General features: G+C 74.0%; 10 protein-coding genes. 6 read left to right on the forward strand and 4 right to left on the reverse strand.

Annotated elements, in window-relative coordinates; translation table 11 throughout:
* Positions 1-15 precede the first annotated feature (15 nt).
* Complete coding sequence (locus SCK26_RS35135; protein WP_318205418.1) at positions 16-3,885, forward strand: type I polyketide synthase; 3,870 nt, start codon at positions 16-18, stop codon at positions 3,883-3,885.
* Between the two features lie 85 nt (positions 3,886-3,970).
* Here SCK26_RS35135 and SCK26_RS35140 read toward each other — a convergent pair whose 3' ends face one another.
* Positions 3,971-4,225 carry a hypothetical protein gene (locus SCK26_RS35140; RefSeq protein ID WP_318205419.1) on the reverse strand — a complete coding sequence of 85 codons (255 nt, stop codon included), beginning with the start codon at positions 4,223-4,225 and terminating at the stop codon, positions 3,971-3,973.
* A gap of 329 nt (positions 4,226-4,554) precedes the next feature.
* On the opposite strand from SCK26_RS35140, the gene SCK26_RS35145 reads away from it, so the two are divergent.
* From SCK26_RS35145 to SCK26_RS35165, 5 genes are all read left to right on the forward strand, one after another.
* Positions 4,555-5,358, forward strand: a complete 804-nt coding sequence (locus SCK26_RS35145; protein ID WP_318205420.1) for an ABC transporter ATP-binding protein — start codon at positions 4,555-4,557, stop codon at positions 5,356-5,358.
* Complete coding sequence (locus SCK26_RS35150; protein WP_318205421.1) at positions 5,358-7,868, forward strand: FtsX-like permease family protein; 2,511 nt, start codon at positions 5,358-5,360, stop codon at positions 7,866-7,868. The genes SCK26_RS35145 and SCK26_RS35150 overlap by 1 nt, the downstream gene beginning before the upstream one ends.
* 86 nt (positions 7,869-7,954) lie before the next feature.
* Positions 7,955-9,253 (forward strand): sensor histidine kinase, encoded by a 1,299-nt coding sequence (locus SCK26_RS35155; RefSeq protein WP_318205422.1) that lies wholly within the window; start codon positions 7,955-7,957, stop codon positions 9,251-9,253.
* Complete coding sequence (locus SCK26_RS35160) at positions 9,217-9,861, forward strand: response regulator transcription factor (RefSeq protein WP_318205423.1); 645 nt, start codon at positions 9,217-9,219, stop codon at positions 9,859-9,861. The genes SCK26_RS35155 and SCK26_RS35160 overlap by 37 nt, the downstream gene beginning before the upstream one ends.
* A gap of 121 nt (positions 9,862-9,982) precedes the next feature.
* A complete protein-coding gene (locus SCK26_RS35165; RefSeq protein ID WP_318205424.1) occupies positions 9,983-10,738 on the forward strand; it encodes a thioesterase II family protein in 756 nt (251 codons plus the stop codon).
* Positions 10,739-11,211: 473 nt separating this feature from the next.
* Here the strand turns inward: SCK26_RS35165 and SCK26_RS35170 are convergent, their stop codons facing one another.
* Genes SCK26_RS35170 through SCK26_RS35180 form a run of 3 tightly spaced genes read right to left on the reverse strand, consistent with a single transcriptional unit; the run spans position 11,212 to position 13,957 of the window.
* Positions 11,212-11,403: a ferredoxin gene (locus SCK26_RS35170; RefSeq protein ID WP_318205425.1), complete on the reverse strand. Its 192-nt coding sequence runs from the start codon at positions 11,401-11,403 to the stop codon at positions 11,212-11,214.
* Between the two features lie 26 nt (positions 11,404-11,429).
* A complete protein-coding gene (locus SCK26_RS35175) occupies positions 11,430-12,665 on the reverse strand; it encodes a cytochrome P450 (RefSeq protein WP_318205426.1) in 1,236 nt (411 codons plus the stop codon).
* 59 nt (positions 12,666-12,724) lie between these two features.
* Positions 12,725-13,957, reverse strand: coding sequence for a cytochrome P450 (locus SCK26_RS35180; RefSeq protein WP_318206158.1), 1,233 nt, complete (start codon positions 13,955-13,957; stop codon positions 12,725-12,727).
* Positions 13,958-14,301: the final 344 nt, after the last annotated feature.

Here is a 14,301-nt window from a genome sequence, read left to right on the forward strand (position 1 = left end):
ACAAGGAAGAGGACCATGGCCGAGTCCGAGAAGCCGGACACCAGGATGGTCGAGGCGCTGCGCGCCTCGCTGAAGGAGATCGAGCGGCTGCGGGAACGCAACCGCGCGCTGACCGCGGCGGCCCGGGAACCGGTCGCGATCGTCGGCATGGCCTGCCGCTACCCGGGCGGCGTCCGCTCCCCGGAGGACCTGTGGCGGCTGGTCGCGGACGGCGGCGAGGGCATCACCGCCTTCCCCGCCGACCGCGGCTGGGACCCGGACCTGTACGACCCGGCACCGGGCACACCGGGCCGCTCGTACACCCGGCACGGCGGATTCCTGCACGACGCGGGCGAGTTCGACGCCGCGTTCTTCGGCATCGCCCCGAACGAGGCCCTCGTCATGGACCCGCAGCAGCGGCTGCTGCTCGAAGGCTCCTGGGAGGCGCTGGAGAACGCCGGGATCGACCCCGCCGGGCTGCGCGGCTCGCGCACCGGCGTCTTCGCGGGCGTCATGTACCACGACTACTTCGGCAGTTTCGGCTCCGGCAGCATCGTCTCCGGCCGCGTCGCCTACACGCTCGGCCTGGAGGGACCCACGCTCAGCGTCGACACCGCCTGCTCCTCGTCGCTGGTCACGCTGCACCTGGCCGCGCAGGCGCTGCGGCAGGGCGAGTGCACGCTGGCGCTGGCCGGGGGAGTGACGGTGATGGCGTCGCCGGGCACCTATGTGGAGTTCAGCCGGCAGGGCGCGCTCTCCCCGGACGGGCGGTGCCGCTCCTTCGCCGAGGACGCGGCCGGCACCGGGTTCTCCGAGGGGCTGGGCGTCCTGGTGCTGGAGCGGCTGAGCGACGCCCGCCGCAACGGGCATCCGGTGCTGGCCGTGGTGCGGGGCTCCGCCGTGAACCAGGACGGTGCCTCCAACGGCCTCACCGCGCCGAACGGTCCCGCGCAGCAGCGGGTGATCCGGCAGGCGCTGGCCGCCGCGCGGCTGTCGGCGGCCGACGTGGACGTGGTGGAGGCGCACGGCACGGGGACGACGCTGGGCGACCCGATCGAGGCGCAGGCGCTGCTGGCGACCTACGGCCAGGACCGGGACCAGCCGCTCTGGCTGGGGTCGGTCAAGTCGAACATCGGGCACACGCAGGCCGCCGCCGGTGTCGCCGGGATCATCAAGATGGTCATGGCGATGCGCCACGGCGTTTTGCCGAAGACGCTGCACGTGGACAAGCCGTCCACGAAGGTCGACTGGGACGCGGGCAGCGTACGGCTGCTGACCGAGGAACGGCAGTGGCCGGCCGCCGGCCGGCCGCGCCGGGCCGGCGTCTCCTCCTTCGGCATCAGCGGCACCAACGCCCACGCCATCATCGAGGAGGCGCCAGCCGAGGACCCGGCCGGCACCGAACCGGACGCGCCCGCCGTCGTCTGGCCGCTGTCCGCCCGCTCCGCGCCCGCCCTGCCCGCCCAGGCCGCACGGCTGCACGCCTTCCTCGCGGCCCGGCCCGGACTGCACCCGGCCGCCGTCGCCCGCGCCCTCGGCACCCGGCGCACCGCCTTCGACCACCGGGCGGCCGTCACCGGCACCGACCGGGAGGAACTGCTGGCCGGGCTGCGCGCCCTCGCCACCGGCACGCCCGCACCCACCGCCGTCACCGGCCGGGCGCGCCCCGGCACCCGCACCGCGTTCCTGTTCACCGGGCAGGGCGCCCAGCGACCCGGCATGGGCCTGGAACTGCGCGCCCGCTACCCGGTGTTCGCCGACACCTTCGACGCGATCGAGGCCCGGCTCGGCCTGGACCTGGCCGCGGTGCTCGCGGGCGACGACCCCGACGCCGTCCACCGCACCGGATACGCCCAGCCCGCGCTGTTCGCGTTCGAAGTCGCCCTGTTCCGGCTGCTGGAGTCCTTCGGCGTGCGGCCCGACCTGCTCGCCGGGCACTCCGTCGGCGAGATCGCCGCCGCCCACGCGGCCGGCGTCCTCGACCTGGACGACGCCTGCGCCCTGGTCGCCGCCCGCGGCCGGCTGATGCAGGCGCTGCCGGAGGGCGGCGCGATGGTCGCCGTACGGGCCACCGAGGAGGAGGTACGGCCGCTGCTGGACGGCCGGGTTGCCCTCGCCGCGGTCAACGGCCCCGATTCCGTGGTCCTCTCCGGCGAGGAGGAAGCGGTGCTCGCCGCCGCCGAGGGCTTCTCCAAGACCCGGCGGCTCACCGTCTCGCACGCCTTCCACTCACCCCTGATGGACGGCATGCTCGACGAGTTCCGGGCCGTGGCCGGCAAGCTGGCCTTCCACGCGCCGCGCGTCCCGCTGGTGTCCACCGTCACCGGCCGTCTCGCCGAGGAGGGCGAGCTGCGCGACCCGGACCACTGGGTGCGGCAGGTGCGCGGGACGGTCCGGTTCGCCGACGCGGTCGCCGCCCTCGCCGCCGCCGGGGCCGGCCGCTTCGTGGAACTCGGCCCCGACGCCGTCCTCACCGGTCTCGCCCGCGCCTGCCCGGAGGCCGACGGCGCCCTCCTCGTCGCGCTCGGCCGCCGCCACGGCGCCGAACCCGCCGTCCTGGCGGCCGGCCTCGCCCGCCTCCACACCGACGGCCTCGCCCCCGACTGGGCCGCGCTCTTCCCCGGCACGGCCCGTGCCGAACTGCCCACCTACGCCTTCCAGCGCGCACGCTACTGGCTGAACGCCGACGTGCCCCTGACCGCCGGCCCCCTGGCCGAGCCCGCGCACTCCGCCCCGGCCACCGGCCCCGCAGCGGCCGAACCCCTGCGGCGACGGCTGGCCGAGGCCGGGCCGGCCGAACAGGAGGAGCTGCTGACGGACCTGGTCCGGGCCCAGACCGCCGCGGTCCTCGGCCACACCGGACCGGAGGCCGTCGAACCCGACGCCGTCTTCCTGGAGATCGGCCTGGACTCCGTCTCCGCCGCCGAACTCCGCGCCGCGCTCGCCACCGCACTGGAAACCGGCCTGCCGGCCGGTGCCGTCTTCGACCACCGCACCCCGGCCGCCCTCGCCGCCGCCCTGCGCACCCACCTGGCCGGCGGCCCGCCGGCCCCGGACGGCGCCGGCGGCCTGGAAACAGTCGCCGGGCTCGTACGGCACGCGGCGGCCGACGGACGCATGGACCAGGCCGTCGACCTGCTGCGCACCGTCGCCGGCATCCTCCCCGGCTTCTCCGGCCTGGCCGAACTCGGCGACCTCGCCGACCCGGTGCGCCCGGCCACCGGCCCCGCCGGCCCCCGCCTGGTCTGCCTGCCGTCGCCGATGGCGCTGGGCGGCGCCCACCAGTACGCCCGCTTCGCCCGGCACTTCGAAGGGCGCCGGGACGTCCTCGTGCCCGCGATGCCCGGCTTCGGCCCCGGCGAACCACTGCCGCGCTCGGTGGACGCGGTGCTGGAGGCGGTCGTCGAGGGCATCCGCCGGGCCTGCCCGGACGAGCGGCCGTACGTGCTGGTCGGATACTCCTCCGGCGGCCAGTTCGCCCACGCGGCGGCCGAGATCATGGAGAAGGAGGGCCGGCCGGCCGCGGGCGTGGTGCTGCTGGACACCTATCTGCCCGGGGACGACGGCAAGGACGAACTGTGGCGGCAGATGTTCGACGGGATGCTGGCCCGCGAGTCCGCCCTCGGCGGCTTCGGCACCGCCCGCCTCGCCGCGATGAGCCGCTACAGCGACCTCATCCAGCACTGCCTGCCCGGCGCCCTGACCGCGCCGGTGCTGTTCGTGCGGCCCACCGAGTCCTTCGCCACCGGCCCCGGAACCGGCGACTGGCGGGCGCTCTGGCCCGCCGAGCACCAGCCGGCCGACGTCCCCGGCACCCACTTCACGATGCTGGAGGACCATGCGCAGGCCACCGCCGAGGCGGTCGAGAACTGGCTGACGGCCCGGCCGGCCGCCGGCACCCCCTGAGCCGGCCCCGCCGAAAAGGCGGCGGAAACCCGGCGTGACCCCCCGCGCGGGCGGCCGAAAAGGCCGCCCGCGCCCGCATATCCCCTTATCTGGCGGCGTCGCGGAAATGCGCCAGCCACGCCTCGATATCACAGTGGATACTGTCCGGATCGATCCCTAATCGCGCGGCGATTTCATCCGCCGCCAATTCCGGCTGCCAGTCGCTGCGCTGGAGCGCCAGCCACATCGTCGTGCCCCGCGGACCGCACCGGTGCCGCTTACCGGTGCGCCGTGAGAACAACTCCAGATAACCATCGGGCCGGACGCTCGCGGTCAGCTCGTGGTCGGGCCTCCTGGCCATGCGACATCCTATCTACGTGGTTTCCCGGTCGGTTTCGACGGTACCCGCAGGTACGCCCCGTGACACGGGTGGCAATCGGACCTTTCCCGGTCGATCCTGCTGTCCGGGCAGGGTGGAGACGCCTCTGCACAAACATGGCGCCACTTCTGCACAAAGGTGGAGACGCTGTCGTACACATTTCAGCGGAACCCTGTCGAAACCTGGCCCGGAGAGGTAGAGAAACCTCTACCTCGAACCGGGCGGACAATGCCAATGTGCCGGCGGCGCGGTGTTCCTAATCTGGTCCTCAGACACCGCGTGAGAGGCGCGTCATCCCCTAGGGAGCCCGAGTGCACACTTCACACGACCTCCGCCGGACGGAGGCGGTACGGCTGGATGCCGTGTCGAAGACCTATGGCCGGGGAGACGGCCGGGTGGCCGCCCTCCGCGGACTCACCATGAGCTTCGCCGACGGCACCTTCACCGCCGTGATGGGCCCCTCGGGATCCGGCAAGAGCACCTTCCTGCACTGTGCCGCCGGACTCGTCCAGCCCACGTCCGGCACGGTCACCGTCGGCGGCACCGACCTCGCCGGCCTCGACGACACCCGGCTGACCAAGCTGCGCCGGGACCGGATCGGCTTCATCTTCCAGTCCTTCAACCTGCTGCCCGCCCTCACGGTGATGCAGAACATCACCCTGCCGCTGCAACTGGCCGGACAGCGCCCCGACCAGGGCCTGATCCGCAGCGTCGTCGAGCGCGTGGGCCTGGCCGAGCGGCTCGGCCACCTGCCGGCCCAGCTGTCCGGCGGCCAGCAGCAGCGCGTCGCCATCGCCCGCGCCCTGGTCACCCGCCCCGCCGTCGTCTTCGCCGACGAGCCCACCGGCGCCCTCGACACCCGCACCGCCGCCGCCGTGCTCGGCCTGCTGCGCGAGTCCGTCGACACCGCCCGCCAGACCCTGGTCATGGTCACCCACGACCCGGTCGCCGCCTCCTACGCCGACCGCGTGGTCTTTCTCGCCGACGGCGCCTTCGCCGGCGAACTGCACCGGCCCACGGCCGACGCGGTCGCCGCCCGGATGACCCGGCTCGGCGCCTGGGAGGACGACGCCCACCGGCAGAGCGCGCCGCAGCACTCGGGAGGACGGTACTGATGTGGCGCCTGGCCCTGCGCACCCTGAAATTCCGCCGGACGAGCTTCGTCGCGACCTTCCTCGCCATGTTCCTCGGCGCCGCGATCGTCATCGGCTGCGGCGGCCTGATGGAGACCGGCGTCCGCATGGCGGCCGACCCGCAGCGCCTGCGCGGCGCCCCGGTCGTCGTCACCGGTGAACAGACCTACGACTCCGGCGCGCTGACCGAGCGGCACCGCATCGACGCCGGCCTGACCGGCGAGGTGGCCCGGGCCGACGGTGTGCGCGCGGCCGTCCCCGACGTGTCGTTCCCGGCCACCGTCCTCAAGGACGGCAAGCCGGTGACGGAGAAGTCCGCGTCGTACGGCCACGGCTGGGCGTCCGCCCGGCTCACCCCCTATACCCTCGCCGCCGGGAAAACCCCCGTCACCGGCGGCGAGGCCGTTCTCGACGCCGGGCTCGCCCGGCGGGCCGGCGTCCGCCCCGGCGCCACGGTCGACATCGTCGTCCGGGGCACCATCGGGCACTTCCGGGTCAGCGGCATCGCCGAGCAGCACGGCGACCACAACCCGGACGCGGCCGTGTTCTTCACCGACGACGCGGCACGCGACCTCGCGGGCGGCCGGATCGACTCCATCGCCGTGCTGCCCGAGCCCGGCACGAGCACCGCCGCCGTCGCCGACGCGGTGCGCGCCGAGGTAGGCGACCGCGCCGAGGTGCTCACCGGCGCCCGCCGGGGACTGGCCGAACTGCCCGGCACCCTCTCCAGCCGGCGCACCGTCGTCATCCTCGCGGCGGTCTTCGGCTCCTCGGTCGTCCTGATCGTCATGTTCGGCGTGGCCTCCACCCTCGGTCTCTCGCTCCAGCAGCGCGTCCGCGAGATGGCCCTGCTGCGCGCCGTCGGCTCCACCCCGAAGCAACTGCGCCGCATGATCCTCACCGAGACCGCCGTGCTGTCGGTGGCCTCCGTACTGCTCGCCCTGGCGCCCGGATACGCCATCGGACGGCTGCTGTTCAAGGTGCTGACCTCCAGCGGCGTGGTGGCGCCGGCCATCGTCTACCACGCCGGCTGGATGCCGATGGCCGTCGGTGCGGCCGTCACCGTCCTCGCGGCGGCCGGCGCCACCCGGTTCGCCGGACGGCGGGCCGCCCGCACCGAACCGGTCGCCGCCCTCGCCGAATCCACCGCCGCCAACCGCTGGTTCGGCCTGCCCCGGCTGCTGCTGGCGCTGTTCTTCCTCGCCAACGGCATCGGCCTGGCCGTCGCCACCGCCACCGTGATGGAGGACGGCCCCACCCTCGCCAGCACCGCGGGCCCCGCCTCCGTGCTGTTCTGCATCGGCCTCGCCCTGCTCGCGCCCGGTCTCACCAAGGCCATGGTGGCGCTGCTGCGACCGCCCGTACGGGCCCTGTCCGGGCTCTCCGGGCAGCTGGCGCTGCGCAACGCCGCCACCGCGCACGTCCGCATGGCGGGCGCCGTCGCACCGATCGTCCTGCTGATCGGCATCGCCACGGGCACCCTGTACATGCAGTCCACCGAGGACCACGTCTCCCGGACCTCCTACGACGCCAACGTCCTCGCCGACTACGTCCTCGACTCCACCACGGGCGGCTTCGCGCCCGGCGTCGTCGCCGCGGTGCGGGCCACGCCCGGGGTGGCCGCGGCCTCCGAGTTCGTCACCAGCCGCGGCTTCGTGGACCGCCCGGGCGGCCCGGCCGACACCGACCTGCGCGGCGTCTCCGCCGAAGGAGTGCGCCGGAGCCTCGACCTGCCCGTGGTCGCCGGCTCCCTCGACGCGCTGCGCGGCGACACCGTGGCCCTGTCCGACAAGAAGGCGCAGGAGTACGGCGTGCGGGTCGGCGACCGGCTGCCGCTGCACCTCGGCGACGGCACCGCCCTGCGGCCCACCGTCGTGGCCCTCTACACCGACAACCCCAAACAGCAGTACCTGACCCTGCCCGCGGCCACCCTCGCCCCGCACACCGGCGACGGGCTGCCGCACCAGATCCTGGTCCGCGCCGAGCACGGCGCCGGCGCCGAGGTCCACGAGCGGCTCGCCGCGCTGGCCGCCCGGGTGCCCGGCACCGAACTGGACGACAGCTCCTCCCTGGCCGGCCGGAACAACCAGATCCAGCAGATCCTGGTGTCCGCCAACTACACCATCGTCGCCATGATCGTCGGCTACGCGGCCATCACCGTCGTCAACACCCTGGTGTCCGTCACCCGCAAACGGCGCGCGGAGTTCGGCCTCCAGCGGCTCACCGGCGCCACCCGCGCCCAGGTGATCGGCATGCTGACCGTGGAGGGCGTGCTGATCGCGGTCGTCGCCACCGTCCTCGGCACCCTCGCCTCCGCGACGACCATCGTCCCCTACAGCCTCGTCAAGAGCGGCTCGTACCTGCCCTCCGGATCCCCCGGCATCTACCTCGCCATCGTCGGCGGGTCGCTGCTGCTGGTGTTCGGTGCCACGCTGCTCCCCTCCTGGCGCGGTATGCGCAGCCCCGCCGTGGAAACGGTGAAGGCCGCGTGAGCCACGCCCCGGCCGGGCCGTCCCCGCTTCCCCCGGGCGGGGACGGCCCCCGCGTGAGCGCCGGCCGGGGATGGCAGCATGAGGGCATGAAGACTGTGCCGGTCGCGTGGCGCGGCCGACTCCGCCGCGCCGCCCTGGACACCCTGGTCGGCGCGGCCATCGCCACCGGAGCGCTGCTGTCGGTCGTCCTCTTCGTCACCACCACCTACTTCGTCATCCTCTGCCTGATCGGCATCGGCTTCCTCGCGCTGCCCTACCTCACCCGGGCCGTGCGGTGGCTGTGCGACCTCAACCGGCGTGCCGCGGCCCGCTCCGGCGTCCCCGTGGAGCGGCCCTACCGGCCCGAACCCGAGGAGATCGAGCGGGACATCGTCGGCTGGACGCGCCGCTGCAAATGGATCCTCGCCGACCCCGCCACCTGGCGGGACCTGCTGTGGCTGCTGCTCAACTCCGTAGTCGGAATGGCCGGTTTCGTGCCGGCCGCCCTGCTGTACTACGCGGGGGAGGGGCTGTTCCTGGCCTGTGGGCTGTGGCGGCCGGTCGCGGACGGCGGGACGGGCCGCTGGTACGCCTTCGTCACCGTCGGCAGCTGGCCGGCCGCGTTCGCCGCCGGCCTGCTCGCGCTCGTCGTGCTCACCGGCTGGCTGTTCCTCTCGCCGCCGGTGCTCAAGGGGTACGCCTACTTCGTCCGCTTCCTGCTCGGCCCGACCCGCGGCTCCCAACTGGCCTCCCGCGTGCAGCACCTGTCCGAGACCCGGTCCGGCGCGCTGGACATCCAGGCCGCCGAGCTGCGCCGCATCGAACGCGACCTGCACGACGGCGCGCAGGCCCGGCTCGTCAGCCTCGGCCTCCAACTCGGCGCCGTCGACCGGAAGATGGGCCAGGACCCCGAGGAGGCCCGCCGGCTGCTGCGGCAGGCTCGCAGCTCCTCCGTCGAGGCCCTGCGCGAACTGCGCGACCTGGTCCACGGCATCCACCCGCCGGTCCTCGCCGAACGCGGCCTGGCCGACGCGCTGCGCGCCCTGGGCCTGGCCAGCCCGCTGGACGTGACCGTGGTGGTGGACCTGCCCGGCCGGCTGCCCGACCCGGTGGAGTCCGCCGTCTACTTCGCGGTGTCGGAACTGCTCGCCAACGCCCTCAAACACGCCGACGCCCGGCGTGTGGAGGTCGTCGCCTGGCGCGCGGACGACACCCTGCACGCCCGGATCACCGACGACGGCCGCGGCGGCGCCGACGTCTCGGCCGGGAGCGGTCTGGAGGGCATCCGGCGGCGGCTGGCATCCTTTGACGGCGTCCTGGAGATCAACAGCCCTCCGGGCGGACCGACCGTGATCAAGATGGAGTTGCCGTGCGCGTTGTCCTCGCCGAAGACCTCTTCCTCCTGAGGCAGGGAATCATCCAATTACTGGAGGCGTACGGGTTCGAGGTCGCCGCCGCCGTCGACAACGGCACGGACCTCGCCGCCGCGATCGCCGAGCACCGGCCCGACGTGGCGATCGTGGACGTACGGCTGCCGCCCACCTTCACCACCGAGGGCCTCCAGGCCGCGCTGCGGGCCCGGCGCGAGCGGCCCGGCCTGCCGATCCTCGTCCTCTCCCAGCACGTCGAGCAGATGTACGCCCGCGAACTGCTGGCCGACGGCACCGGCGGCATCGGCTACCTCCTCAAGGACAGCGTCCTGGACGACGAGCAGTTCATCGACGCCGTACGCCGGGTCGCGGCCGGCGGCACGGCCATGGACCCCGCCGTCGTCGCCCAGCTGCTGACCAGTCACGCCCGGGACGAACCACTGGCCGCGCTCACCACCCGCGAACGCGAGGTGCTGGAACTCATGGCCGAGGGCTGCTCCAACACCGCGATCGCCCAGCGGCTCACCGTCACCGAGGGCGCGGCGGCGAAGCACATCTCCAACATCTTCACCAAGCTGATGCTGCCGCCGTCCGGCGACAGCAACCGCCGCGTGCTCGCGGTCCTCGCCTACCTCAACGCCTGAGAGTGCGCGCGGTAGTTGGGGCGGGTAGGGGTGGGCGGGCGGCCGCCCCGCGCGCCAGACTGCTGGGGCCCGCCCGTGCCCCGGCGCGGCGCAGCCACCCCAGGAAGGGAACACCCGCCCCATGACCACGCTCGCCGAGCACGACCGCCTCTGGATCCGCCGCTACCACCCCCGCCCGGACGCGGCGGCCCGGCTGGTGTGCCTGCCGCACGCCGGCGGCTCGGCGACCTTCTACCACCCGGTCTCGGCGAGCATGCCGGCCTCCGTGGACGTGCTCGCCGTGCAGTATCCCGGCCGCCAGGACCGCCGTCACGAACCGTGCGCCGCGAGCATCCAGGAGCTGGCCGACCAGGTCACGCCCGCGCTGCTGCCGTGGGCCGACCGCCCGCTGGTCCTGTTCGGCCACAGCATGGGCGCCTCCCTGGGCTTCGAGGTCGCCCGCCGGCTGGAGCGCGACCACGGCATCGTCCCGAGGGCCCTGTTCGTCTCCGCCCGCCGCGCCCCCTCCTGCCCGCGCGACGAGTCCGTGCACCTGCGCGACGACGACGGGCTCATCGAGGAGATGCGGCGGCTCAGCGGCACGGACTCGGCCATCCTGGACGACGTCGAACTGCTCCGCCTGGCCCTGCCCGCCATCCGCGCCGACTACCGGGCCGCCGAGACCTATGCCTACGAGCCCGGCCCGAACCTGCGCTGCCCCGTCGTCGCGCTGGTAGGCGACGACGACCCGAAGGTCACCGTGGACGAGGCGCGCGCCTGGTCCCGGCACACCGACGCGTCCTTCGAGTGCCATGTGTTCCAGGGCGGCCACTTCTACCTGACGAGCCACCAGCAGCAGGTGCTCGGCCTGCTCGCGGACACGGCGCTACGGCCCTGAGATCTCCTCGTCACCGGATACGGCAGCGGGCACCGGGCCGGCGGCGGCGTGCCGGAGGCCGGCTTTCCGGGGACGCCGCGCCTGGTCCGCGCGACGCGGCCCGGGACGCGTGCCCGGGGCTCAGGTGGTCTCGCCGGCGTCTCCTCGTTCGCCGCCCGCGCCTTCGCCGAGCCGTACGGCATCCGCGGGGTGTGACCGGAGCCGGACGGCTTCGCCACCGTGGTCCGGCGCGCCTGTGCGGCCGGTGCCACCGGCGGGCGGCCGCCCGGACCGGCCCGTGCGCCGCGGCCCCCGCCTGGCCGGACCGGTTCCCCGCCCGGGTCGCGGAAGGCACCGCGCCGACCGTGCCGAGGCGGTACGGGAGTTGCTCCAGGTGCTCTTGCGAGCGGTGGCCGCCCCGCTTCCCGGCCCGGCCCCCGGCAGGCCGACGGCGGCGGGACCGGGGAGCCCGGTCCCGCCGCCGTCGGGAGAGGTCAGCCGTGTACGCGGATCGAACGGGACGGGCACAGCTCGGCGGCCTGCGCGACCTGTTCGCGCAGGTCCTCGGCCGGCTCCTCCCGAAGGACGGTGACCAGGCCGTCGGCGTCCTGGTCGAACACCTCGGGGCTCAGCAGCGCGCACTGGCCGGAGCCCACGCACCGGTCGCGTTCGGTGGTGACACGCATCAGGGGTGCTCCGTTCGGGTCGGCCGTCACCAGGTGACGGGGAGTTCGTAGACGCCGTAGACCATGGCGTCGTCCTTGAACCGCAGCTCCGCCACGTCGGCGTCCAGCCGCAGGCCCGGGACGCGGCGCAGCAGCGTGCCGTAGACCGCCTCCAGCTCCACCCGGGCGAGGTTGGCGCCGATGCACTGGTGGATGCCGTAGCCGAAGGCCAGATGGCTGCGGGCCTCGGCGCGGCGGATGTCCAGGGTGTCCGGGTCAGGGAAGACCGACTCGTCGTGGTTGGCCGCGTTGTTCAGGGCGAGGATGCCCTCGCCGGCGCGGATGGTGACGTCGCCGACCTCGATGTCCTCCACCGCGACCCGGGCGGTGCCGGAGTCGGAGATGGAGAAGACGCGCAGCAACTCCTCGACGGCGTTGGGCAGCAACGACGGATCGGCCCGCAGCGCCTCCATCTGGTCCGGGTGCCGCAGCAGGGCCAGCACCCCGAGCGCGATCATGTTGGCGGTGGTCTCGTGGCCGCCGACCAGCATCAGCCGGGCCATCGTCACCACGTCGGTGTGGTCGGCGACCTGTTCGGCGCGGTTCTTCTCCAGGAACCGGCTGATCAGGTCGTCGCCCGGCTCCTTCTCCTTCAGGGTGACCAGCTGGTCGAGGTAGGTGTCCAGGGCCTGCACGGCCGCGCCGTACTCCTCCGGGCTCAGGTCGTGGTTCATCATCGCCGCCGACCACTCCTCGAACCGCGCGTGGTCCTCGTAGGGCACGCCGAGCAGTTCGCAGATCACCAGGGACGGCACCGGCAGCGCGAGGGCGGTGACGAGGTCGACCGGGCCGCCCGCCGCCAGCATCGCGTCCACGTGGTCGTCCACGATCTGCTGGATCCGCGGGCGCAGCTCCCGCACCCGCCGGGCGGTGAACTCCGGTATGAGCATGCGGCGGTGGGCGGTGTGCTCCGGCGGGTCCATGTTCAGCATCATCAGCCGGACCTGCGCCAGCAGTTCCTCGGGGATGTGGAACTGGTGCGGATAGCCCGGCAGTTTCAGGTTGGAGCTGACCCGGCTGTCGCCCAGCACCTGCCGGACGTGCTCGTGCCGGGTGACCAGCCAGGCCGGCTTGCCGTTCACTTTCAGCGCGGCCCGGGAGACGGGCTCCTCGGCGCGCATCCCGGCGTACTCGGGCGGCTCGGCGAACGGGCAGGTGCGGCGCAGCGGGAACCGCACCAGCGGCGATTCCGTCTCGGGTACGGCGTCGGCGGACTGGGTCATGGCTGCCTTTCGGACGTCGGTGACGGCGGGGGAGGGGGCGGGGCGGCGGGGGTGGGGTGTCACCAGGTGACGGGCAGCTCGTACAGGCCGTAGACGATCGCGTCGTCCTTGAACCGCAGCTCCTCCACCGGGGCGGCCAGGCGCAGCGTCGGGACCCGGGTGAGCAGCGTCGAGTAGACGACGTCCAGCTCCATGCGGGCCAGGTTCTGGCCGATGCACTGGTGCACGCCGTAGCCGAACGCCAGCTGGCTGCGGGCCTCGCGGCGCACGTCCAGGCGGTCGGGGTCGGGGAAGACGCGCGCGTCGTGGTTGGCCGCGTTGTTCAGCGGCAGGATGCCCTCGCCGGCCCGGATGGTCACCCCGCCCAGCTCGATGTCCTCCAGGGCGACGCGCGCGGTGCCCGCGTCGGAGATGGAGAAGAAGCGCAGCAGCTCCTCCACCGCCCGGGGCATCAGCTCCGGCTCGGCGCGGACGGCGGCCAGCTGCTCCGGATGCTCCAGCAGGGCCAGCACGCCGAGGGCGATCATGTTGGCGGTGGTCTCGTGGCCGGTGACGAGCATCAGCTTGGACATGCTGACGATGTCGGAGTGCTCCACGGCGGGAGTCTGCCGGTTGAACTCGATCAGCCGGCTGATCATGTCGTCGCCGGGCTCGCTCTCCTTGGCGGTGACCAGTCCGTCCACGTACCGGTCCAGCTCGTAGTGGGCGCGGCCGCGGTCCTCCTCGCTGATGTCGTGGTTCATGATGGCCCACGCCCACTCCTCGAACCGGCCGTGGTCCTCGTACGGCACGCCGAGCAGTTCGCAGATCACCAGGGAGGGCACCGGCAGCGCGAGCGAGGTGACCAGGTCGACCGGGCCGTCCGCGCCCTTCTCCAGCATGTGGTCGATCTGCCGGTCCACGATCTGCTGCACCCGGCCGCGCAGCTCGCGCATCCGGCGCACGCTGAACTCCGGTGCCAGCATGCGCCGTTGGACCGTGTGGTCCGGCGGGTCCATGGAGAGGAAGGTCAGCGGCACCGACTGGAGGATCTCGTCCGGCACCGGCACCTGGAGGGGGTAGCCGGGCAGCTTCAGGTTCGCGCTGACCCGCTCGTCGCCCAGCAGCTTCTTGTACAGGTCGTGCCGGGTGACCAGCCAGGCGGGCTTGCCGTTGACCTTCAGCCGGGCCCGGGAGACGGGGGCGGTCTCGCGCAGCTCGGCGTAGGCGGCCGGCGGGCTGAAGGGACAGGCCCGCCGCATCGGGAAGTCCGGCGGCGCGGCCTGGTCGGCCGGTTCGGCAGGTGCAGTCATCATGACCTCTTCGCACGGGAGGGAACGGGACGCGCCGACGCCGGGTCGGCTCCGGGCGCGACGCCGTGCGGCGCCGTCGGCCGTCCCCCGCACGCTAGGCAGCCACGCCGACGGACCCCAACCCCTAGCCGCCCCTAGGGAAGGGCGCGGAGCCACCGGCCCGGCGGACGGCGGTCCCCGGGCGGACGGCGCGGTCGGATTCACCTGGTGTTCCGGGCGCTGTGAGCGTTGCGGGCGCGGTGCGGCGGGTGTTCCGGGTGCCGTCGGCGCGGTGTGGCTGGTGGCACCCGGGCGCGCCGCCGGTGCCCCGGGCCCGCCGTGCCGCCCGCCGCGGGAGCCGGGAA

This window comes from Streptomyces sp. SCL15-4 (assembly GCF_033366695.1).
Taxonomy (GTDB): Bacteria; Actinomycetota; Actinomycetes; order Streptomycetales; family Streptomycetaceae; genus Streptomyces.

Coding starts and splice junctions, on each gene's coding strand:
- SCK26_RS35180 (WP_318206158.1), bottom strand. CDS start 13,957: ATGACTGCACCTGCCGAACCGGCCGACCAGGCCGCGCCGCCGGACTTC.
- SCK26_RS35155 (WP_318205422.1), top strand. CDS start 7,955: ATGAAGACTGTGCCGGTCGCGTGGCGCGGCCGACTCCGCCGCGCCGCC.
- SCK26_RS35135 (WP_318205418.1), top strand. CDS start 16: ATGGCCGAGTCCGAGAAGCCGGACACCAGGATGGTCGAGGCGCTGCGC.
- SCK26_RS35175 (WP_318205426.1), bottom strand. CDS start 12,665: ATGACCCAGTCCGCCGACGCCGTACCCGAGACGGAATCGCCGCTGGTG.
- SCK26_RS35140 (WP_318205419.1), bottom strand. CDS start 4,225: ATGGCCAGGAGGCCCGACCACGAGCTGACCGCGAGCGTCCGGCCCGAT.
- SCK26_RS35150 (WP_318205421.1), top strand. CDS start 5,358: ATGTGGCGCCTGGCCCTGCGCACCCTGAAATTCCGCCGGACGAGCTTC.
- SCK26_RS35165 (WP_318205424.1), top strand. CDS start 9,983: ATGACCACGCTCGCCGAGCACGACCGCCTCTGGATCCGCCGCTACCAC.
- SCK26_RS35170 (WP_318205425.1), bottom strand. CDS start 11,403: ATGCGTGTCACCACCGAACGCGACCGGTGCGTGGGCTCCGGCCAGTGC.